Annotated in this window: 21 protein-coding genes; 11 read left to right on the top strand and 10 right to left on the bottom strand. The window is 63.2% G+C overall.

Annotated elements, in window-relative coordinates:
• Window positions 1-56: 56 nt before the first annotated feature.
• The 7 genes from livH (at window position 57) to nhaA (ending at window position 7745) form a co-directional block, all read left to right on the top strand.
• On the top strand, window positions 57-980 hold the full coding sequence (gene livH, locus OGV19_RS02060; protein ID WP_003254876.1) for a high-affinity branched-chain amino acid ABC transporter permease LivH: 924 nt from the start codon (window positions 57-59) through the stop codon (window positions 978-980).
• Complete coding sequence (locus OGV19_RS02055; protein ID WP_264311906.1) at window positions 977-2233, top strand: high-affinity branched-chain amino acid ABC transporter permease LivM; 1257 nt, start codon at window positions 977-979, stop codon at window positions 2231-2233. Before livH ends, OGV19_RS02055 begins: the two co-directional genes overlap by 4 nt.
• A complete protein-coding gene (livG, locus tag OGV19_RS02050) occupies window positions 2230-2997 on the top strand; it encodes a high-affinity branched-chain amino acid ABC transporter ATP-binding protein LivG (RefSeq protein WP_027594237.1) in 768 nt (255 codons plus the stop codon). The genes OGV19_RS02055 and livG overlap by 4 nt, the downstream gene beginning before the upstream one ends.
• Window positions 2998-3699 (top strand): ABC transporter ATP-binding protein, encoded by a 702-nt coding sequence (locus tag OGV19_RS02045; RefSeq protein WP_085273538.1) that lies wholly within the window; start codon window positions 2998-3000, stop codon window positions 3697-3699.
• A gap of 231 nt (window positions 3700-3930) precedes the next feature.
• The gene (locus tag OGV19_RS02040) at window positions 3931-4605 is read left to right on the top strand and encodes a COG3650 family protein (RefSeq protein ID WP_264311905.1); all 675 of its coding nucleotides are present in this window, start codon (window positions 3931-3933) and stop codon (window positions 4603-4605) included.
• A gap of 103 nt (window positions 4606-4708) precedes the next feature.
• Window positions 4709-6322 (top strand): NAD(P)/FAD-dependent oxidoreductase, encoded by a 1614-nt coding sequence (locus OGV19_RS02035; protein WP_264311904.1) that lies wholly within the window; start codon window positions 4709-4711, stop codon window positions 6320-6322.
• Window positions 6323-6569: 247 nt separating this feature from the next.
• The gene (gene nhaA, locus OGV19_RS02030) at window positions 6570-7745 is read left to right on the top strand and encodes a Na+/H+ antiporter NhaA (protein WP_264311903.1); all 1176 of its coding nucleotides are present in this window, start codon (window positions 6570-6572) and stop codon (window positions 7743-7745) included.
• Window positions 7746-7824: 79 nt separating this feature from the next.
• On the opposite strand, the gene OGV19_RS02025 is transcribed toward nhaA, so the two are convergent.
• Entirely contained in the window at window positions 7825-8289 is a 465-nt protein-coding gene (locus OGV19_RS02025; RefSeq protein ID WP_264311902.1) for an outer membrane lipoprotein, read from the bottom strand.
• Between the two features lie 151 nt (window positions 8290-8440).
• Between OGV19_RS02025 and OGV19_RS02020 the strand changes: the two genes are divergently transcribed.
• Window positions 8441-8674: a hypothetical protein gene (locus tag OGV19_RS02020; RefSeq protein WP_264311901.1), complete on the top strand. Its 234-nt coding sequence runs from the start codon at window positions 8441-8443 to the stop codon at window positions 8672-8674.
• 39 nt (window positions 8675-8713) lie between these two features.
• Here OGV19_RS02020 and pdxH read toward each other — a convergent pair whose 3' ends face one another.
• From pdxH to dinG, 5 genes are all read right to left on the bottom strand, one after another.
• Window positions 8714-9361: a pyridoxamine 5'-phosphate oxidase gene (gene pdxH / locus OGV19_RS02015; protein WP_264311900.1), complete on the bottom strand. Its 648-nt coding sequence runs from the start codon at window positions 9359-9361 to the stop codon at window positions 8714-8716.
• A gap of 19 nt (window positions 9362-9380) precedes the next feature.
• A complete protein-coding gene (locus tag OGV19_RS02010; RefSeq protein ID WP_264311899.1) occupies window positions 9381-10364 on the bottom strand; it encodes an OmpA family protein in 984 nt (327 codons plus the stop codon).
• Between the two features lie 99 nt (window positions 10365-10463).
• Window positions 10464-11609, bottom strand: coding sequence for a serine hydrolase domain-containing protein (locus OGV19_RS02005; RefSeq protein ID WP_264311898.1), 1146 nt, complete (start codon window positions 11607-11609; stop codon window positions 10464-10466).
• 120 nt (window positions 11610-11729) lie between these two features.
• Window positions 11730-13967 carry a beta-galactosidase gene (locus tag OGV19_RS02000; RefSeq protein WP_264311897.1) on the bottom strand — a complete coding sequence of 746 codons (2238 nt, stop codon included), beginning with the start codon at window positions 13965-13967 and terminating at the stop codon, window positions 11730-11732.
• An 81-nt stretch (window positions 13968-14048) separates the two neighbouring features.
• A complete protein-coding gene (dinG, locus tag OGV19_RS01995; RefSeq protein WP_264311896.1) occupies window positions 14049-16193 on the bottom strand; it encodes an ATP-dependent DNA helicase DinG in 2145 nt (714 codons plus the stop codon).
• Window positions 16194-16291: 98 nt separating this feature from the next.
• Here dinG and OGV19_RS01990 point away from each other — a divergent pair, with 98 nt between their 5' ends.
• Complete coding sequence (locus tag OGV19_RS01990) at window positions 16292-16756, top strand: CopD family protein (RefSeq protein ID WP_264311895.1); 465 nt, start codon at window positions 16292-16294, stop codon at window positions 16754-16756.
• Between the two features lie 35 nt (window positions 16757-16791).
• On the opposite strand, the gene OGV19_RS01985 is transcribed toward OGV19_RS01990, so the two are convergent.
• The 4 genes from OGV19_RS01985 to OGV19_RS01970 all read right to left on the bottom strand — a co-directional run bounded on the left by OGV19_RS01985 (window position 16792) and on the right by OGV19_RS01970 (window position 19412).
• Window positions 16792-17550, bottom strand: coding sequence for a collagen-like protein (locus OGV19_RS01985; RefSeq protein WP_264311894.1), 759 nt, complete (start codon window positions 17548-17550; stop codon window positions 16792-16794).
• Entirely contained in the window at window positions 17543-17818 is a 276-nt protein-coding gene (locus OGV19_RS01980; protein ID WP_264311893.1) for a DUF1145 domain-containing protein, read from the bottom strand. The genes OGV19_RS01985 and OGV19_RS01980 overlap by 8 nt, the downstream gene beginning before the upstream one ends.
• Before the next feature lie 100 nt (window positions 17819-17918).
• Window positions 17919-18632 (bottom strand): PA1041 family peptidoglycan-binding anchor lipoprotein, encoded by a 714-nt coding sequence (locus OGV19_RS01975; protein ID WP_264311892.1) that lies wholly within the window; start codon window positions 18630-18632, stop codon window positions 17919-17921.
• Between the two features lie 87 nt (window positions 18633-18719).
• Window positions 18720-19412, bottom strand: a complete 693-nt coding sequence (locus OGV19_RS01970; RefSeq protein ID WP_264311891.1) for a PA1041 family peptidoglycan-binding anchor lipoprotein — start codon at window positions 19410-19412, stop codon at window positions 18720-18722.
• Window positions 19413-19572: 160 nt separating this feature from the next.
• On the opposite strand from OGV19_RS01970, the gene OGV19_RS01965 reads away from it, so the two are divergent.
• Window positions 19573-20067: a DUF6231 family protein gene (locus OGV19_RS01965; RefSeq protein ID WP_264311890.1), complete on the top strand. Its 495-nt coding sequence runs from the start codon at window positions 19573-19575 to the stop codon at window positions 20065-20067.
• Between the two features lie 2 nt (window positions 20068-20069).
• Window positions 20070-20546, top strand: a complete 477-nt coding sequence (locus OGV19_RS01960; protein WP_264311889.1) for a YchJ family protein — start codon at window positions 20070-20072, stop codon at window positions 20544-20546.
• The last annotated feature ends 1 nt before the right edge of the window (window position 20547 follow it).

Below are 20547 nucleotides of genomic sequence, written 5' to 3'. Positions count from 1 at the left end.
GTTTCCTGGCCTACCCCCGCCAGCGAAATGCAAATCAGGTTTTTAGGAGCGCTGTAATGCCTGAGATCTACCATTTCTTCCAACAACTGGTTAATGGATTGACCATCGGCAGCACCTATGCCTTGATCGCCATCGGCTACACGATGGTGTACGGCATCATTGGCATGATCAACTTCGCCCACGGCGAGGTGTACATGATCGGTTCCTACGTGGCCTTCATCGCCCTGGCGGGCCTGGCCATGATGGGTATCCATTCGCTGCCGATCCTGATGACCGTCGCCTTCGTCGCGACGATCTTCGTCACCAGTGCCTATGGCTACAGCATCGAACGGGTTGCCTACCGCCCCCTGCGCAACAGCAACCGTCTGATCCCGCTGATCTCCGCCATCGGCATGTCGATTTTCCTGCAGAACACGGTCTTGCTTTCGCAGGACTCCAAGGACAAATCCATCCCCAACCTGATCCCTGGGAGCTTCTCCTTCGGACCGGGTGGCGCTGAAGAAGTCCTGATCAGCTACATGCAGGTCCTGGTGTTCGTGGTCACCCTAGTGGCCATGACCCTGCTCACCCTGTTCATCTCCCGTTCCCGCCTGGGCCGCGCCTGCCGCGCCTGCGCCGAGGACATCAAGATGGCCAACCTGCTGGGCATCAACACCAACAACATCATCGCCCTCACCTTCGTCATCGGTGCCGCACTGGCGGCGGTGGCGGCCGTGCTGCTGAGCATGCAGTACGGGGTGATCAACCCCAACGCCGGCTTCCTGGTGGGCCTCAAAGCCTTTACCGCAGCTGTGCTGGGTGGCATCGGCAGTATTCCGGGCGCCATGCTCGGTGGGCTGGTGCTGGGTGTGGCCGAGGCCTTCGGCGCCGACATCTTCGGCGACCAGTACAAGGATGTGGTGGCATTCGGTCTCTTGGTGCTTGTCCTCCTGTTCCGGCCGACCGGCATCCTGGGCCGCCCGGAGGTTGAAAAAGTATGAACAAAAATCTCAAACAGGCGTTCTTCAGCGCCTTGCTGGTCTGGGCCGTGGCCTTCCCGGTACTGGGCCTGAAACTGAGCATCGACGGCATCAGCCTGATCGTGCACAGCCAGGGCTCGTTCACCATCAGCATCATCGCCGCCTGCTCGGTGTTGATGTTCCTGCGCGTGCTGTTCGACAAGCAGTGGAGTTCGGTGATGGGTCGCCGCTCGGATCGCAAGCTGATGCCGCCTGCGGTAAGCAATTACCTGACCCTGCCCAAGACCCAGCGCTGGATCATCATGGGGCTAATCGTGGCCGCGCTGGTCTGGCCGTTCTTCGGCTCGCGCGGTGCGGTCGACATCGCCACGCTGATCCTGATCTACGTGTTGCTTGGCCTGGGCCTGAACATCGTGGTCGGCCTGGCGGGCTTGCTCGACCTGGGTTATGTGGGCTTCTACGCCGTGGGTGCCTACAGCTATGCCATGCTGTCGCACTACCTGGGCTGGAGCTTCTGGGTGTGCCTGCCGATCGCCGGCCTGATGGCTGCCACCTTCGGCTTCCTGCTCGGTTTCCCGGTACTGCGCCTGAGGGGCGACTACCTGGCCATCGTGACACTCGGGTTTGGCGAGATCATCCGCCTGTTCCTGCGTAACCTCACCGACTGGACCGGCGGCCCCAACGGCATCAGCAACATCCCCAAGCCGGAGCTCTTCGGCTTGACCTTTGAACGCCGTGCCGCCGAGGGGATGCAGACCTTCCACGAGTTCTTCGGGCTGGAATACAACTCGATCAACAAGGTCATCTTCCTCTACCTGGTAGCCCTGCTGCTGGCCTTGCTGGCGCTGTTCGTCATCAACCGCCTGCTGCGCATGCCAATCGGTCGTGCCTGGGAAGCCTTGCGTGAAGACGAGATCGCCTGCCGCGCACTGGGCCTGAACCCTACCGTGATCAAGCTCTCAGCGTTCACCCTGGGTGCCTGCTTCGCCGGTTTTGCCGGCAGCTTCTTCGCTGCCCGCCAAGGCTTGGTGACACCCGAGTCGTTCACCTTCATCGAGTCGGCGATCATCCTCGCCATCGTCGTGCTCGGTGGCATGGGCTCACAACTGGGCGTGATCCTCGCGGCCATCGTGATGATCCTGCTGCCCGAGCTGATGCGTGAGTTCAGCGAATACCGAATGCTGATGTTCGGTGCGCTGATGGTGTTGATGATGATCTGGCGTCCGCAAGGCCTGCTGCCTATGCAACGTCCACACATGGAGCTGCGTCGATGAGCCGCGAAATTCTGCAAGTCAGCGGCCTGAGCATGCGCTTCGGCGGCTTGTTAGCGGTCAACGGCGTGGCCCTGACCGTCAAGGAAAAACAGGTGGTGGCGCTGATCGGCCCGAACGGCGCAGGCAAGACCACCGTGTTCAACTGCCTGACCGGCTTCTACAAGCCCAGCGGCGGCACCATCCTGCTCGATGGCCAGCCGATCCAAGGCCTGGCCGGCCACCAGATCGCCCGCAAGGGCGTGGTGCGGACCTTCCAGAACGTACGCCTGTTCAAGGAAATGACCGCGCTGGAGAACCTGCTGATCGCCCAGCACCGGCACTTGAACACCAACTTCTTCGCGGGCCTGTTCAAGACCCCGAGCTTCCGCCGCAGCGAGAAGGAGGCCATGGAGCGCGCGCAGTACTGGCTGGAGAAGGTCAACCTGACCGAATTCGCCAACCGTACCGCCGGCACCCTCGCCTACGGCCAGCAACGCCGCCTGGAAATCGCCCGCTGCATGATGACCCAGCCACGGATCATCATGCTCGACGAACCGGCTGCGGGCCTGAACCCGAAAGAGACCGAAGATCTCAAGGCTCTGATTGCCTATCTGCGCGAATCACACAACGTCACCGTGCTGCTGATCGAGCACGACATGAAGCTGGTGATGAGCATTTCCGACCATATCGTGGTGATCAACCAGGGTACCCCCCTGGCAGATGGCACGCCGGAGCAGATTCGCGACAATCCTGATGTGATCAAGGCTTACCTGGGGGAAGCGTAAATGCTGAAGTTCGAGAACGTTTCCACTTTCTACGGCAAGATCCAGGCGCTGCACAGCGTCAACGTTGAGATCAACCAGGGCGAGATCGTCACCTTGATCGGCGCCAACGGCGCGGGCAAGTCGACCCTGCTGATGACCCTGTGCGGTTCGCCGCAGGCCCATAGCGGCAGCATCAAGTACCTGGGTGAAGAGCTGGTCGGCCAGACCTCCTCGCACATCATGCGCAAGAGCATCGCCGTCGTCCCGGAAGGGCGCCGCGTGTTCGCCCGCCTGACAGTCGAAGAGAACCTCGCCATGGGCGGTTTTTTCACCGACAAGGGCGACTACCAGGAGCAGTTGGACAAGGTCCTGCAGCTGTTCCCGCGCCTGAAGGAGCGTTACATCCAGCGTGGCGGCACCATGTCCGGTGGCGAGCAGCAGATGCTCGCCATTGGCCGAGCACTGATGAGCAAACCCAAGCTACTGCTGCTTGACGAGCCATCACTGGGCCTGGCCCCGATCATCATCCAACAGATCTTCGACATCATCGAACAGCTGCGCCGTGACGGCGTGACCGTGTTCCTGGTGGAGCAGAACGCCAACCAGGCGCTGAAGATCGCTGACCGTGCCTATGTACTGGAAAACGGACGGGTGGTGATGCAGGGCACGGGGGAAGCACTGCTGAGTGATCCGAAGGTACGTGACGCCTACCTCGGAGGTTGATGAACAAAGGGCCTTCGGGCCCTTTTTTGCCAGAACGAGATGCACCACTAGTACCGGCCCTTTCGCGGGGCAAGCCCGCTCCCACAAGAAATATAGGCACAGATCAGAGGCCTGTGGGAGCGGGCTTGCCCCGCGAAAGAGCCGGTGCCGGCAACACATCAGCGCTTGTGAACCCTGCCCAGCCTGAGTAACGTGGCCAGCTCTTTTGCAACGTTCGCCGGAGCCCGCCCCATGCGCCTCACCCCCTCCCTGCTGCTCGCCGCCCTGCTGCCACTGTTCGCCGGCTGCCAGCTCATGGCTGCCACGCCGACCGACCCGAACATCGGCACCACGCGCATGCAGGGCGAACTGAGCGCCGCCGGTGGCCAGTTGCTGTTCAAACCCTGCAATGAAAGCCGCCGCTTCGTGATCAACGACGTCGCCGGCACGGGGATCCTGCAGGAAGCCGCCAACCTCGCCAAGGATGCGGGCGACAAGCTGTTCGCCGATGTACGTGGCCGCCTTACCGGCAGCAAGCAGGCCAACAACGACGGCCAGCTCGAAGTCCGTCGCCTGTACCGCCTGGAACCCTCGACCCGCGCCTGCGAAGACCCCAACTTCAAGCAACTGACCCTGCGTGCCAACGGCCATGAGCCCGACTGGGACATCAAGGCCAGTGGCAAGGGCATGGTCGTCAGCCGCGTTGGCCAGGCGCCGCTGCCGCTGCCGTTCCTGGAGGAAGAAGTGCCAGGTGGCGGCCTGACCCTGACCAGCGAAGCCAACGGCCAGCACGTGGAGCTTTGGGTCGCACCGCAACGCTGCGTGGACAGCGCCACCGGGGCGGTCCGTCACCTGCGCGCCGAGCTGCGTATCGACGGCAAGACCCTGCAAGGCTGCGGTTACTACGGTGGTGCACGCGACAACTGATCGCCGGGCGCTTTTATCCTGCCAGTCAGGGCGGCGAACAGCTTATACTTGGCGGTTTGTGTAAAGCCGCCGGCCGCCCATGGCCGGGATACTGGACCCTGCCATGCTACGAATCACCGAACTGAAGCTGCCCCTGGACCACCCTGACGAAGCCCTGCGCGAAGCCATCGTCCAGCGCCTGGGCATCAGCGATGAGCAATTGCTCAGCTTCAACCTGTTCAAGCGCAGCTACGACGCACGCAAGAAAAACAGCGAGCTGCTGTTCATCTACACCATCGACCTCGAAGCCAGCAACGAAGCCGAACTACTTCGCAAGTTCGAAGACGATCGCAACATCGGCGTTGCACCCGACGTCACCTACAGGTATGTCGGCCAAGCCCCCGCTGAGCTTGAACAACGCCCGATCGTGGTCGGCTTCGGCCCTTGCGGCATCTTCGCCGGGCTGCTGTTGGCGCAGATGGGCTTCAAGCCGATCATCCTCGAGCGCGGCAAGGAAGTGCGCCAGCGCACCAAGGACACCTGGGGCCTGTGGCGCAAAAGCGAGCTCAACCCGGAGTCCAACGTGCAATTTGGCGAAGGCGGCGCCGGGACATTCTCCGACGGCAAGCTGTACAGCCAGATCAAGGATCCGCTGCACCACGGCCGCAAGGTGCTGGTAGAGTTCGTCAAGGCCGGCGCGCCGGATGAGATCCTCTACATCAACAAGCCGCACATTGGTACCTTCCGCCTGACCGGCATGGTCGAGCAAATGCGCCAGGAAATCATCGCCCTGGGCGGCGAAGTGCGCTTCCAACAGAAAGTCACCGACCTGCTGACCGATGAGGGCCAACTGACCGGTGTGGTGCTGGAAAGCGGCGAGCAGTTGCAGTCGCGCCATGTGGTGCTGGCCCTGGGCCACAGCGCCCGCGACACGTTCCGCATGCTGCACGCCAAGGGCGTGTACATGGAGGCCAAACCCTTCTCGGTCGGCTTCCGCATCGAGCATCCGCAAACGCTGATCGACAAGGCGCGCCTGGGCAAATACGCCGGCCACCCGAAACTCGGCGCCGCCGACTACAAGCTGGTGTATCACGCCAAGAACGGCCGTTCGGTCTACAGCTTCTGCATGTGCCCAGGCGGCACCGTGGTCGCCGCCACCAGCGAGCCTGGCCGCGTCGTGACCAACGGCATGAGCCAGTACTCGCGTAATGAACGCAACGCCAACTCCGGCATCGTCGTCGGCATCGACCCCGAACGTGACTACCCGGGCGGCCCGCTGGCCGGCATCGAGTTGCAAGAGCGCCTGGAGGCTCACGCCTATGTGATGGGTGGCAGCAACTACCAGGCACCGGCGCAGTTGGTAGGCGACTTCGTGGCCGGCAGGCCGTCCACTGCCCTGGGCAGTGTCGAACCGTCGTACAAGCCAGGCGTGACCCTGGGTGATCTGGCGCCCAGCTTGCCGGACTTCGCCATCGAAGCGATCCGCGAAGCACTGCCGGCCTTCGATCGGCAGATCAAGGGCTACAACCTGCACGATGCGGTGTTGACCGGCATCGAGACGCGCACCTCTTCGCCACTGCGCATTACCCGTGGCGAGGACTTCCAGAGCCTGAACATGAAGGGGCTGTTCCCGGCCGGTGAAGGTGCGGGTTACGCGGGCGGTATCCTGTCGGCGGGCGTGGATGGCATTCGCATTGCCGAGGCGGTTGCGCGGGATATGCTCGGGCTGCAGGGCTAAAATCGCCTGATCAGGCCTCTTCGCGGGCAAGCTTGCGAAGGGGCCATGGCAATCGTCAGATAGTTCTGCGGGGAAAATCAGATTTCCCCTACCCTCACATTCCCAAACTGCATCTAGGCTTCCCACAGCCGAGGCAGCAACACCTTAGAACAAAAAAGAATATAGTTTTTGTTTTAAAGCATATCGCCACAGGCTAGGGTGTACGCCCGTTCCATCCTTAAATTCTCTCAGGGAGAGCCCATAGCCCGTGCGTAGCCTCTTCACCCGATTCTTTCAGCTTGAAGCCGCCAGTGGCCTGCTGCTGATCGCCGCGGCCATCCTTGCTCTGGTCATCAACAACTCACCTTTGTCCTTCCTCTACAACGGTTTGCTCGAAGTCCCGGTCGCCGTCAAGGTTGGCGCGCTGGAGATCGCCAAGCCTCTGCTGCTGTGGATCAACGACGGCCTGATGGCGCTGTTCTTCCTGCTCATCGGCCTGGAGGTCAAGCGCGAGGTGGTCGACGGCCACCTGTCAAAGCCCTCTCAGGTAGTCCTGCCCGCTACCGCTGCGGTGGGCGGCATGGTGGTGCCGGCACTGATCTACTGGTTCATCAACCGTGAAGACCCGGCGGCCGTCGCCGGCTGGGCAATCCCCACCGCCACCGACATCGCCTTCGCCCTTGGCGTGCTGGCACTGCTGGGCAAGCGTGTGCCGGTGTCGCTGAAGCTGTTCCTGATGACCCTGGCGATCATCGATGACCTGGGTGCGATCATCGTCATCGCCCTGTTCTACTCGGGCACCTTGTCGAGCGTGTCGCTGCTGCTGGCCGGTGCCTGCCTGGTAGCGCTACTGGCCATGAACCGGCTTGGCGTGGTCAAGCTTGGGCCTTACCTGATCATCGGCCTGATACTCTGGGTGTGCGTGCTCAAGAGCGGTGTCCATGCCACGTTGGCGGGTGTCGCCCTGGCGCTGTGCATTCCACTGCGCACCCGCAACGCCGAAACGTCGCCGCTGCTGTCCCTGGAGCACGCCCTGCACCCTTGGGTTGCCTATGCCATTTTGCCGCTGTTCGCGTTCGCCAACGCCGGTGTCTCGCTGGCAGGCATGACCGTGGAAAGCTTCACCCATCCGGTGCCGATGGGTATCGCTGTCGGCTTGCTGCTGGGCAAGACGGTGGGGGTTTTCGGCCTGACCTGGGTCGCGATCAAGCTTCGCGTGGCCGCATTGCCTGCAGGCGCAAACTGGGGGCAGTTGCTGGGGGTGGCGATCCTGTGTGGCATCGGCTTCACCATGAGCCTGTTCGTGGGCTCGCTGGCCTTCGTGCCAGGCAGTAGCGACTATGCGGGCATGGACCGCATGGGCATCCTCACTGGCTCGTTCTTCGCAGCGGTCATCGGCTATGCCGTTACCGCCATGGCCAGCCGAGCACCCCGCGCAAGCTAAACAGGCAGCGGTATGAAAAAACCCCGACTGGCTTGGCCATGTCGGGGTTTTTGTTTCTGCGCTATGGCCCTTGCGAGGCTTAGTGCGAGACGCGGCTGGTACCGTCGACGGTCATGATGCGCACACGTTCGCCCACCCGGAAAATTTCGTTTTCCTGAACGGCCTGCACATAGGCGCGCATGCTGCCATCGTCTTCACGCACGGTGATCTCAACACCTTGGGTGCGGGTAATGCCTTCCTCGGCGGCAGAGCCTGCCAGGCCACCGGCAACCGCACCAATCACAGCCGCGACGATACTGCCGCGGCCACCACCCACTGCGCTGCCGGCAACGCCGCCGACAATGGCGCCAGCGCCGCCGCCGATCGGGGTCTTGGTGCCTTCGATCTTGACTGGACGCAGGGCTTCGATGGTCCCCATGCGTACGGTCTGCACGCGACGGGCCTCATCACGGGAGTAGCTATCGCCGGTCAGGCTCGAGGCACAGCCCCCCAGCAACAGCGACATGGTGGTAAAGGTCGCCACCAGCAAAACGGATTTACGCATGGGTAAAGTCTCCAAAAGTCATCGGTGTCCATTAGACGCTGCGCGTTGACGGCTGTCACGACACAGACGTAATAAAATTGTTTTCATTCAGCCTGGGTACAGCCTGCCTGGGCTGTATCGTGGGGCCTTTCAAGTGAGACCAAGGATAGCCATGGATTACTTCATCGTCGTGGTGACGACCGTCGCAGGGCTGTATTTCCACGGGTGGCTGTATGTGCGCATGCGCCGCTGGATGGACCGGGATCTGGCGCTGTCGCTGGCCGGGGACGATGTACGCAAGCGTGACTACATGTTGCAGCGACTGCAACAGGCGCGGGTGGAGAAGGTCAAGCGCAAGGACCTGGCAGCCTGGTTGGCGCGTGAGGCGCAGGCTTATCCGGGGTAGCCGGATGGGCGTTGGGGCCGCATTGCGGCCCCAGGTACTTCAAGGCGCCAGCCGCTCCCGCAGCCATTGCCCATCGACCAGACGATAATTCATCCGGTCATGCAAGCGGCTCGCCCGCCCCTGCCAGAACTCGATACGCTCAGGCAACAGACGGTACCCTCCCCAATGCTCCGGGCAATGTGGCTGAACGTCGGAGAACCGTGCCTCAGTCGCCTTGACCAGCCCTTCCAGCTCTTCGCGGCCGGTAATGACCCGGCTCTGAGGCGAGGCCCAGGCCCCCAGGCGACTGCCCAGAGGGCGCACCTGGTAGTAGTCGTCCGACTCCTTGGCCGTGACCTTTTCCACGCGCCCCTCAATCCGAACCTGGCGCTCCAGCGCCGGCCAGAAGAACGTCATGGCGGCGAAAGGGTTGGCCAGCAGTTGCTGGCCCTTGGCGCTTTCGTAGTTGGTAAAGAAGGTAAAACCACGGTCATCGAGCCCCTTGAGCAGCAACACGCGGCAATGGGGGCGGCCCTCGCCATCGACTGTGGCAAGGGTCAAGGCGTTGGCCTCGACCGGTGGTTGCTCGGTCTTCACCGCATCGGCGAACCACTGGTGGAACAAAGCGAACGGCTCACTCGGGGCCTGGGCTTCAGCCAGGCCATCACGGGTATAGTCGCGGCGCATATCGGCCAGGGATTGGGTCATGGCTGCGTTTCCTTGACGATCAGTTGGTCTTCGCAGGGCTGTTGGCGGCTACTTTCTTGTCAGCCGTCGCCTTCTTGGCAGCAGGTTTGACCGGCGCGGCTTTCTTCTTGGCGGCAGTCTTGGCAGGTGCCTTGGCCTTGGCGACAGGTTTCTTCGCAGCCGGTTTGGCAGCAGCCTTGGCAGCGGGCTTGCTAGCAGCCTTGACGGCAGGCGCCTTGGCATCCTGAACGGCGACCATCGAGGCCGGTACAGGTGCCGGCGCGGCCTGCTGGTACTTGGCCAGCAGCGCGATCATGGTGTTCTGCGGCGTCAGCAGCATTTCCACCCGGCGGTTCAATGCACGGCCTTCGGCACTGTCGTTGGCCGCACGCGGCATCACCGAACCCATGCCCTTCAAGGTCAGGCGATCACGCTGCAGGCCGCTGAGGCGGAAGATCGCCGATACCGAGGCGGCACGCTCCAGGCTGAGTTTCTGGTTGGCGGCGGCGGCACCGCTGCTGTCGGCATGGCCCAGCACCAGCACGGCGGTCTTGGTATCGCCCTCGACGGTCTTGGCCACACGCGTGATCGGCCCCAGGGTCATGGGCAACAGCATGTTCGGGCGGTCAGGGTTGTACGCGCTGTCCACTGGAATGGTCACAGCCAGCACGTTGTCACGGCGTTCAAGCTCCAGCTTGCTGTCCTTGATGGCCTCACGCAGCTTGGGCTCGTACTCGTCCAGCCAGGCTTGGGTGGCTTTCTGGTCGATTTTCGGCACGACTGGCCCTTTGGCCTTGTCGTCACCCCCGAACGGCCACCACCAGCGACTGGCGCTTTCCGACTTGGCATCGGCCTTGGCTACTTTTTCGGTGACGGCTTCCTTCACTTCCTGCTCGGCAACCTGGTCCGAACCAAAAGGCCACCAGCTGGAGCCACTGCCCTTCGCGGCGTCCGGGGAATGACTGGCGCAGCCGGTGACGGCGGTCAGGCACAGGGCGAGTGCTAAGGTTTTATGTGAAGACATCAGCGATACACCATGAAATAAAAAGAAATTTTGCCAACGCACTTAAAGCGTAGACAGTGAGGATAGTCAAAGGGGTCAGCCAATACCCGCATTACCCGATCAAAGGCAACTGGCAAGAACGCGTACCAGTTTCTGGGCTCTTGGGTCCATTAGCACATACGGGCCGAGGGTATTGACCACAAAGCCAAAGGCCACATCGTGCTCCGGATCGGCAAAACCTACCGAACCGCCCGCGCCAGGATGCCCGAAGGCACGGGCACCAAGGCCAAAGGTGGCATTGGCCACCTGCGGTTGGTCGAGCATGCAGCCCAGGCCGAAACGGGTCTGGGTCAGCAAGGTGCGGTCCTGGCCGATGCTGTGCTCGCGCGTCAGTTCGTCGAGCAGCTCGGATTCGAGCAGGCTGCCATCGAGCAGCCCAGCATAGAAGCCGGCCAGGCTGCGGGCATTGCCGTGACCATTTGCCGCCGGCTGCTGCATGCGCCGCCACTCGGGCTTGTTGGTACTGGTAAGAATCGCTGGCGGGTTGGTGAAGGCACGGGTCGACAGTGCCTCGGGCTCGCGCAAGGTCACCTGCAGCAAACGCTTGGCCGCGTCATCTCCAGGGTTGCCCTTGCCGCGCGCGATATGCGCCACGCGATAAAATTCTTCATCTGCCAGGCCGACATGGAAGTCCAGCCCCAACGGACGGGCCGTACGGGCCACGATCGAATCACCTGGGCCACGGCCATCGGCGCGGCGGATAAGCTCACCGATCAGCCAGCCATAAGTGATGGCGGCGTAACCGTGCTCGGTGCCCGGCGTCCACCATGGGGTTTCGGCGGCCAGGGCATCGACCATGGCCTGCCAGTCATACAGCGCCTCGGCCGGCAGCAGCTCACGGATAGCTGGCAGGCCAGCGCGATGGCTGAGCAGCTGGCGCAGGGTGACGGACTGCTTGCCAGCCTGGGCGAACTCGGGCCAGTAACGGGCCACCGGCGCATCCAGGGCAAGCTTGCCCTCGCCCACCAGTTGCAAGGCGGTGACAGCCGTGAAGGTCTTGGTGCAGGAGAACAGGTTGGCGATGGTGTCGCTGTGCCAGGCCTGCTGCCCGTCCTTGTCGGCGCTGCCCGCCCACAGGTCGATCACGGTCTCGCCGCCCACCTGAATGCACAGCGCCGCGCCGCGCTCCTGGGGATCATCGAACAACTCGGCGAAGGCTTCGCGCACCGCCTCGAACTTCAGCTCATAGTGACCCTGGATCTGCACCCACTGTTCTCCGTACGACCTTCTGAAAATGGCGTGCATTGTTTCAGTAGTTGGCGGTTTTGCAAACTGGCTTAGGCTCGGTGGTCGCCATAAAAGGGGCCGGTTGACGGCCCCAATGGCTCAGGGGAGCGGCTTGGCCAACTCAGCGCGCAACTGACCAATGGCCTGCTGGTTGCTTTTACGCACGGCCTCGACGAACCCCGAATACGGCACATCGGTAATCGCCACCAGGCCCAGGTGCCCATTCTCGCCATCGAGCAACCGCCCACTGGCTGGTTGGTCCAGGTACTGGAACCAATGCGCACCGACAATCATCGGCTGCGCCAACGCGGCCTTGAGGAAGTTGCCATAGGCCGGCCCACGGTCTTCTTCACGTGCGACTTCCAATGGCCCCGGCCAGAATGGCCCACGATCGCGGGAGCCAAACTGGAACTCGGAAACCAGCACCGGCTTGTCCAGTTCGGCCAGGCGAGCGAAGTCGTAACCGTCCTCGGGCTTGAGGGTATAGAAGTTGAAGCTCAGCACATCGCAGAACTCGGCGCAGGCCTTGACCGCCTCTGGCGTGCTCACGGCATAGCGACCGCCGAGCAGCAGGTGATTGGGCGCATGCCACTTCAACGAGTCGGCGATGGTCTTGAAGTAGGTCTCGGCGAACACCTGCTGGAAGTGCTGGTAATCCCGCTCAATTTCCGGGTGCTCGGGGTTGGGCACGGGCGCCTCGAAACCAGGGTCTTCCATCAGTTCCCAGGCGGACAATTCGATCCCCCAGGCCTTGGACAGCCCCTCCTGATTGCGGTACTTGTCCCGTAGTTGCTTGAGGAAGGCGCGCTTGGCGGGCACGTCGGTGGTCAGGCGCAAGGTGCCATAAGCCAGCCCGTAGCGAGCCTTGGGGTCATTGCCCGGCGCGGCCCACGCCAGCTCGTTGTCAGCGAAGTAGCCGATCAACCAGGGATCATCACGGTGGTCCCGGGCAGCAATGGCGACGGCGCGCTCGGTGGCCATGGCGAACCGTGGGTCGAAGGGATCGGGCATGCTGCCCCACCAGTCCATGCCTGTGCTGATGCTGGCGTAGTCACCGACAATCGACAGTGGCAGGGTATAGGGCATGCGCTTGGCCTGGCCCAAGGCCGGATCGCTCCAGTTACCCAGGGTGTTGAAGCCCCAGGCTTGCAGGCGATCGAGCGTGTGCGCCTGCCAACGCGAGGCGTCCAGCACCAGCGGCGGGCAGTTGGCCGCAGGCTGCCCCTCGACACTGGGTGGGCATGGCTTGCCATAGGTACGCTGGATGTTGGCGGCATAGAAGTCGAACCAGCGCCCCTGCTTGAAGTTACGCCCTTGTGACGAGGCGTTGCCGTCGTCGTTGTTACCCTTGCCATAGAACGCCGCCAGCGGATCGCTCTCGGTTGGCAGCGCCTTGAACATGCCATCACGGCCTTCGACATAAGTGCGCCCGCCATCAGCGGCCACGGCGTTGACACCCAGCGAGTAGAACGGGTGCCCCTCCGGCGTTACCAGGTACCAGCGGCCACCCTGCTTCTCGGTACGGAAAAACCCCTTGGCCTCGAACGCCGGCCCGCCCAACAGCCCGCCATAACTGTCCAGCTGCTGCTTGCCATGCTCGGCCAACCAGCCCTTGAGTTGCTGCTGCTCACGGCCATCAGCAGCCTTGAGCTGCTCGTCACTGACGATTTTTTCTGGCCATTGGCCGCGGGTGGACTGGCCATACGCGTCGATCAGTTCATGGTAGGCAGCCTTGTAGGCCTGATCGTCATCCTGAATACCCACCTTCTCGATCAGCAGGTTCTGCGCCACCTTGGGGTTGGGAATGCTCAGGCTGACAGACGCCACTTGCTTGAGGTCAACCGCGCCCGCGCTGCTGGTCAGCAGCAGGCGCTGGCCAGCGTACGTCCACGGCATCGGCGGGCCGGCGCGCATGCCCTGGCTTAACGGTGAGCTGGCGGTGAGCGGCACCATCACGGTCTGGGCAGGCCCTGCGGGCAGGTCGATGCGGCTGGTCAGCGTGCGGCCATCACTGCCCACCACGGTAACGTCCACGGTCAGCGCCCAGTCCATGGCGCTTTGCAGGCGCAAGGTCAGAAACTGCCCGGCAGACCAGTCCCAGACACCGCTCTGCGGGCTCAAGCGCAGCGTCGGCCGCTCGGCCGGGTTGAACACCACGCGCCGCAATACCTCACCCCCGGCCGTCTGCTCTGCGTTGTACTGCGGCATGCCGGCATCCTCGGTCACCACATTGACCACCGAGGCCGGGCGCACGAAGCTGAACAGCGTCTGCTGCCCGGCCAGCAATGGCGAGCTGAACAACAGGGCGAATACGACGGGCAGGGTACGGCGGACCATAAGGCTGGGGCTCTCCTTCAGGGCCCTCATGAGCCCAAGACTGAGTGATGGACAACAAGCCGGTGCAGTGTGCTCCGGCTGTCAGGAAATCTCCCGCCGGAAGGGCGGCAGCGCATTGAGAATAGCCTTGCCGTAGCGCTGGGTGACCAGACGTCGATCAAGCAAGGTAATGACGCCGCGGTCCTGCTCGGTACGCAGCAGCCGGCCGCAGGCCTGGATGAGGCGCAGAGAGGCGTCGGGCACGGCAATTTCCATGAACGGATTGCCCCCTCGGGCCTCGATCCATTCCGCCAGGGCCGCTTCGACCGGGTCGTCGGGCACGGCGAAGGGGATTTTGGCGATGACCACGTGCTCGCAATAGGCGCCAGGCAGGTCGACCCCCTCAGCAAAGCTGGCCAGGCCGAACAGTACGCTGTGCTGGCCGTCATCGACCCGCGCCTTGTGCTTGTTGAGGGTTTCCTGCTTGGACAGGTTGCCCTGGATCAGCACCAGCTTGCGCCAGTCGCGGTCCAGGCCGTCGAACACATCCTGCATCTGCTTGCGTGACGAGAACAGCACCAGCGCGCCACGGGCATCATCGAGCATGTTCGGCAGTTCACGAATGATCGCCGCAGTGTGCGCCGTCGCATCACGCGGATCGGCGCCCAGGTCGGGCACCCGCAGCAAGCCAGCGTCGCCATGCACGAACGGGCTGGGTACCACACAGGTCACGGCATCGCGCGGCAGCCCCGAACGCATGCGGTAGCGGTCGAACTTGCCCAGGGCGGTGAGCGTGGCCGAGGTCACCAGCGCGCCGTGGGCGACGCTCCACAGGCTGCGACGAAGCATTTCGGCAGCCAGTATGGGGCTGGCGTTGACTTCGATGTCGAACAGCGCACCACTCTCGGCCAGGGTCAGCCAACGCGCCATGGGCGGGCTGTCCTCGGGGTCTTCGGCGGTGAAGGCCGTCCACAGTTCCCAGTTACCCTGGGCGCGGGTCACCAGGCTGCCAAACAGTGGGTACCATTCTTCGGCCTGATGGCTGGCGATGCCGATATTGACTTCACCGTCCATGCCTTCCTTCAGCAGGTCGGCCAGGCGGGTGAACAGATCGTTGAGGCGGGCGAAGCCCTTTTTCAGCTCGATGCCCACCTCGCGGATCTGCTCCGGTATCACGCCCCCTTCGAAGCGATAGCGGGGGCGTTCGCGGCCCTCGGTGTCTTCACTGGGGCGGAAGTCTGCGACCTGCTCGCACAGGGTGAACATGAACTGCTGCTGGGTACGGATCTCCCGTGCCAGCTCTGGCACCTGTTCGATGAACTTGCCCAGGTCACCCGGCAGCGGGTGTTGGGCCAGCAGCTTGGTGAGGTTCTTGGCGGTCTGCTCCAGCCAGTCGGCGGTGGAGCGAAGACGCGAATAATGGGCGAAATGGCCAATGGCCTTGTCTGGCAGGTGGTGGCCTTCGTCGAACACATACATGGTGTCGCGGGGGTCGGGCAGCACCGCGCCGCCGCCCAGGGCCAGGTCAGCCAGGACCATGTCATGGTTAGTGACGATCACGTCGACCTTGCCCATGCCTTCGCGAGCCTTGTAGAACACGCACTGCTGGAAGTTCGGGCAGTGGCGGCCGGTGCACTGGCTATGATCGGTGGTCAGGCGTGCCCAGTCCTGGTCTTCCAGGGCTTCGGACCAGCTGTCACGGTCACCGTCCCAGCGGTTGCCGGCCAGCTTTTCGATCATGCTGTTGAACAGCTTCTGGCTGCGCTCGTCGACCTCGATGTGGAAGCCTTCTTCCTCGAACAACTGAGCAGTGGCCGACTGCGCGTGACCTTCTTGCAGCAGTACGTCGAGCTTGGACAGGCACAGGTAGCGGCCACGCCCCTTGGCGAGGGCGAAGCTGAAGTTCAGCCCACTGTTGCGCATCAGGTCGGGCAGGTCCTTGAAGACGATCTGCTCCTGCAAGGCGACGGTGGCGGTGGCGATCACCAAGCGCTTGCCGGCGGCCTTGGCGGCCGGGATCGCGGCCAGCGCATAGGCGACCGTCTTGCCGGTACCGGTGCCCGCCTCCACGGCGACCACGGCAGGCTCGCCGGCACGGCGGCCTTCATCGTCGCAGGCGATGTCGCCGAGCACCTTGGCCACTTCGGCAATCATCAGGCGCTGGCCGTAACGCGGCTTGAGGCTCTTGGCTTCGAGAAAACGCGAGTAGGCGCCCTGGATGGTGGCTTTGAGTTCGTTGCTGATCATGGTCTGCAGGCGCCCGAAGGGCTGGATATATTTTCAGTGTTTCGCATTGGACGGCTATCATACCCCGCTATTGCCCTTTATGCCGCATGGAGATCCGGATGCTTGCCTTTGCCCTGCCCTACACACTGCATGTCCTGGCCGCGCTGGTCTGGGTCGGCGGCATGTTCTTCGCCTGGCTGGTGCTGCGCCCGGCAACGGTTGCAGCCCTCGACGGGCCTGCTCGCCTGCGGTTGTGGGTGGAAGTTTTCCGACGCTTCTTCGGATGGGTCTGGCTGGCTGTCGCGATCCTGGCGATAAGTGGTATCGGCATGTTGCACATGCGCTTCAGCGGCCTGGAGACGGCGCCGAAGTACGTGCAGGTGATGATCGGTGGCGGCATCGCCATGTTCGCCCTGTTCATGCGCATTCAGGCGTTGCTGTTGCCAGAGCTGAAAACGGCCGTGCAAGCCGAGGACTGGCCGGCAGGGGCTGCGGTACTGGGACGGATTCGACGGATGGTCGGGATCAACCTGTTGCTGGGGATCGCGGTGGTGGCGGTGGCCAGTTCGCGCGTGATGCTGTAAGCGACGCGGCCCGAGGGCCGCACCGCCCCTTCACGTCAAAGACGCTGCAAGATCAACTCACCCGAAGCACCGGCCAGGCCTGGCTGGCCCGCTTGCCCCGGCCGGCCGCTGGCGCCGGCATCGGTGCGATAGACCAGGCAACCCTTGCTCGCCCCGCCCTTGCCTGCCTTGCCTGCGGCACCGGCCTGCCCCGGCGCCCCACCATCCAGGCGCACCACGATGCGCTCCTGCGGGAAGCCCTGTGGCAGGCTCAGACGAATTCGCCCACCCGCTGCGCCATCGTGCCCGTTGCCACCGTCATCGCCATTGGCGCCGCGGCTGGCCTGGCCCCAGGTACAGCCTCCGGCCTGGCCGTTGGCGCCATCAAGCCCGACATAACCCGGCGCACCGGCCCCGCCTCGCGCATCGATCGCGAGCTGCTCGGCCTCTATCTCATCCAGCTTCAAGTCCAGGCTTCGACCAGAACGGGCCGCACGCTGGTAGGTGCCCGGGGCACCCGGCGCACTGATCTCACTGCCTTCGCCCAGCTTCGCACTGTGCGCCTCGATGCGCAGTGGATGGTCGGAGGGGGCAATGGCGATACGCGCCTCACGCCCCAGTTGCAGATGATCGATTTTCAATTCGGTGAGCGTGGCGGGCAACAGCAACGTCGCCGAATCGGCCACACGCAGATGCTCCAGGTGCACGCTGGCAGACTTGTCGGGCAGGCGCAGCATGGAGTTGGAGGCCACTTCGAGGGTTTCGGCCTGGGCCAGGGGAGCGGCCAACACGGCCAGCAACATCAGATTACGCATTACGCGGCGCCTCCTGCGCACGGGGTATGGACATGACATGGAAGATACCCGTCAGCAGGATCTGCAGACGGTCGAACCAACGGTGGCTGCGACCCCGCAGGCTGGCGTTGAAGAACAGCACCTCAAGCACATGCAGGCTCAGCAGGATAATCCCTACCGCGTTGATCAGTAAATTCAATGGCAAGGGTTGCGGCATCAGCAAATTGAACAGCGCCACGCCCCAGAAGACAACCGTCAGGACCTTGCCCAGGCCCAGGATGAATTTCATACCCCCGCCCCTATACCTTTATTGTTATGTCGAAGCGGCCCGTTCGAGCGGGCCGTGCGACCAACAGTACCTGCCTTGCCCAGGCATCCGCCAGCACTGCTCAGTTGAGGTGCAGTTCCACCCGTCGGTTATGGGCGCGGCCTTGTTCGGTGTCGTTCTCGGAGACTGGCTCGCTTTCACCACGCCCCTGGCTGGTGACCTTGGCCGGTGCCAGGCCTTGGCCGATCAGGTACTCGGCAACACTGCTGGCGCGGCGCTCGGACAGTGCCTGGTTGTAGCTGTCGGAACCGACACTGTCGGTGTGGCCGATGACCTTGACCCGGGTCACCCCCGGCTCGTTGAGCTTGGGCAAGAGCCCCTGCAGACGCTGCTGAGCAGCGGTGGTGAGTTCGGCGGAGTCGAAGGCGAACATCACCTGCCCGTTATCGTCCAGAGTAATCACCTCTGGCGCAGGCTCGACTGCCGGTGATGGCGGTGGACTCTGTTTGAGCGGGCAACCCATGTGGTCGACGGCGGTATTGGCCGGCGTGTCGGGGCAGCGGTCACGACGATCGAAAATGCCATCGCCATCTTCATCACCGTCCTGCGCAAAGCAGATCAGGCCGCCGGTGATTGCCCCCAGCACGCCGCCACCCGCGGCCCAGGCTGAACTTTCGATGGCGCCCAGGCCGCCACCTGCCAGGCCGCCCAGCACGCTGCAGAGGGGCCAGGTCCTTTGATTGAGGGGCGCACTGCCATCGCTGTGGGTGGCACAACCTGCAAGCAGGCTCGTCACCACCAGCAACGGCAGTGCTGTCTTCGACATAACACGCATGCTGACGCTCCTTGTGTCATTGGCCACAACCGGCTTAGCGGTTTGAAGACGCGCCCGCGCCACTGCTCAAGGCACGGGCGCAAGCCGTCACCGCTGGATCTTGATCTCCGTGCGACGGTTCATGGCGCGCCCATCGGCCGTAGCATTGTCTGCCACTGGCTGGGTTTCACCCGCACCGACCACCGAGACGAAGCTGCTGCGTGGTACACCACTCTCGACCAGGTAATCGGTCACCGAATGTGCACGGCGCTCGGACAGTTTCTGGTTGTAGCTGTCGGACCCCACGCTGTCGGTATGGCCACTGACGCTCAGACGAGCACTGGGTGCTTCCTGTTTGAGGCGGGTGGCGATGGTGTTCAGGCGCTCTTTATCGGTAGCGGTCAGGCGCGCGGAGTCAAACTCGAAGTGCACGTCACGAATGACGATGATTTCTTCCTTCTGCACCACCACCTCTTCGACTACCGCAACCGGCTCCGGAGGGCAGCCATTGGCATCGACCTGCACGCCGCGCGGGGTGCCGGGGCATTTGTCGCGGCTGTCCGGCACGCCATCGCCATCTTCGTCGCCATCACCATGGGCCCAGCAATAGCCCGCCGCCAGGCCGCCGCCCAGCAACGCGCCCCAGCCAGCCCAGCTGGAACTCTCGATGGCGCCCAGGGCGGCGCCGCCTACGCCCCCGACGGCAGCACACTTCGGCCAGTCGGTTTTTTGCAAACCTGCACAACCAGTCAACACACTGGTGAGCAGTACCAGGGGTATCGCTGTGCGTACTATGCTCATTTTCGTTGCATCTCCTAGGGGGAATCGGCATAAGGCCGATCTCTGGGAGTAAAGACCGCGCAATCCATCCCTGCCAGCAATAAGCCACGACACGGTCACATGCTGCTTTGCCCACGCGCCGCGGCCCGCTAGTCTTGGACGACTTGAACGAGGATTGGCAATGACCGACGGTTTTTCCCAGCGCACACCCCAGCAGGCCCTGGCAGCCCTGCTCGAGCGTTTCACCCCTCAGCGCCTGCTGCTGGTAGGCACGCGCTTCCCTGCATTGGACGCCTTTGCCGAGGCACACCCGCAGGTAGCCATCGCAACGACCGCGCCTGGCCCGCTGCCGGCAGACCTTGCGAGTCAACGCTTTGACCTGGCGGTACTGGTGGACTGCCTGGAACACCTGCCTAAGCGCACGGGCCTGGAACTGCTCGGTGGCATTCGTAACCTCAATGCCAGCCGGGTTGCTGTGCTGGCCGACCTCTCGGCCTGCGGCTGGCAAGACACTGACTTCTTCGCCCTGGCCTTGTCGGCCAGCGAAAAATTCCGGCGTGAAGGGCAAGTACTGAGCCTGTTCACCTATGATCTACATGATTACAAGCAAGTGCCGGACTGGCTGAATGCGCGGTTTTGGGCCAACCCTGAAAACTTTGGAAAGTATTGGTGGTGATGATGAGTGTTTCGGTTTGCCCCTGCGGCAGTGGCAACCTGCTGGGCGCCTGCTGCGGGCACTACCATGCCGGAACTCCGGCACCCGATGCCCAGACGCTGATGCGCTCACGCTACAGCGCTTACGTGCTGGGCCTGATCGATTACTTGGTAAGCACTACCCTGCCTGCCCAGCAAGCGGGGCTGGACCGTGCCGCCATAGCCAGCTGGAGCGCCCAGAGCACCTGGCTGGGGCTGGAAGTGGAAAAAGCCGAGGTGCTTGGCGGCCAGCCGGAGCACGGCTTCGTCACCTTCACCGCACGCTGGCACGACCTGGAGGGCGATCACCAGCACCGCGAGCGCTCGGCGTTCGTCCAGCATGACGGGCGTTGGTACTTCATTGACCCTACGGTCGGGCTGAAAGCCGGGCGCAACGACCCTTGCCCGTGCGCCAGCGGTCAGAAGTTCAAGAAATGCTGCGCCAGCTACGTGGCCAGTTGAG

It is taken from the genome of Pseudomonas putida (genome assembly GCF_025905425.1).
In the GTDB taxonomy this organism is placed as follows: domain Bacteria; phylum Pseudomonadota; class Gammaproteobacteria; order Pseudomonadales; family Pseudomonadaceae; genus Aquipseudomonas; species Aquipseudomonas putida_AF.
Note: the sequence above shows the minus strand (reverse complement) of the source record. Positions and strands in the feature narration are given on the sequence as shown.

Coding starts and splice junctions, on each gene's coding strand:
- livH (WP_003254876.1), top strand. CDS start 57: ATGCCTGAGATCTACCATTTCTTCCAACAACTGGTTAATGGATTGACC.
- OGV19_RS02055 (WP_264311906.1), top strand. CDS start 977: ATGAACAAAAATCTCAAACAGGCGTTCTTCAGCGCCTTGCTGGTCTGG.
- livG (WP_027594237.1), top strand. CDS start 2,230: ATGAGCCGCGAAATTCTGCAAGTCAGCGGCCTGAGCATGCGCTTCGGC.
- OGV19_RS02045 (WP_085273538.1), top strand. CDS start 2,998: ATGCTGAAGTTCGAGAACGTTTCCACTTTCTACGGCAAGATCCAGGCG.
- OGV19_RS02040 (WP_264311905.1), top strand. CDS start 3,931: ATGCGCCTCACCCCCTCCCTGCTGCTCGCCGCCCTGCTGCCACTGTTC.
- OGV19_RS02035 (WP_264311904.1), top strand. CDS start 4,709: ATGCTACGAATCACCGAACTGAAGCTGCCCCTGGACCACCCTGACGAA.
- OGV19_RS02025 (WP_264311902.1), bottom strand. CDS start 8,289: ATGCGTAAATCCGTTTTGCTGGTGGCGACCTTTACCACCATGTCGCTG.
- OGV19_RS02020 (WP_264311901.1), top strand. CDS start 8,441: ATGGATTACTTCATCGTCGTGGTGACGACCGTCGCAGGGCTGTATTTC.
- pdxH (WP_264311900.1), bottom strand. CDS start 9,361: ATGACCCAATCCCTGGCCGATATGCGCCGCGACTATACCCGTGATGGC.
- OGV19_RS02010 (WP_264311899.1), bottom strand. CDS start 10,364: ATGTCTTCACATAAAACCTTAGCACTCGCCCTGTGCCTGACCGCCGTC.
- OGV19_RS02000 (WP_264311897.1), bottom strand. CDS start 13,967: ATGGTCCGCCGTACCCTGCCCGTCGTATTCGCCCTGTTGTTCAGCTCG.
- dinG (WP_264311896.1), bottom strand. CDS start 16,193: ATGATCAGCAACGAACTCAAAGCCACCATCCAGGGCGCCTACTCGCGT.
- OGV19_RS01990 (WP_264311895.1), top strand. CDS start 16,292: ATGCTTGCCTTTGCCCTGCCCTACACACTGCATGTCCTGGCCGCGCTG.
- OGV19_RS01985 (WP_264311894.1), bottom strand. CDS start 17,550: ATGCGTAATCTGATGTTGCTGGCCGTGTTGGCCGCTCCCCTGGCCCAG.
- OGV19_RS01980 (WP_264311893.1), bottom strand. CDS start 17,818: ATGAAATTCATCCTGGGCCTGGGCAAGGTCCTGACGGTTGTCTTCTGG.
- OGV19_RS01975 (WP_264311892.1), bottom strand. CDS start 18,632: ATGCGTGTTATGTCGAAGACAGCACTGCCGTTGCTGGTGGTGACGAGC.
- OGV19_RS01970 (WP_264311891.1), bottom strand. CDS start 19,412: ATGAGCATAGTACGCACAGCGATACCCCTGGTACTGCTCACCAGTGTG.
- OGV19_RS01965 (WP_264311890.1), top strand. CDS start 19,573: ATGACCGACGGTTTTTCCCAGCGCACACCCCAGCAGGCCCTGGCAGCC.
- OGV19_RS01960 (WP_264311889.1), top strand. CDS start 20,070: ATGAGTGTTTCGGTTTGCCCCTGCGGCAGTGGCAACCTGCTGGGCGCC.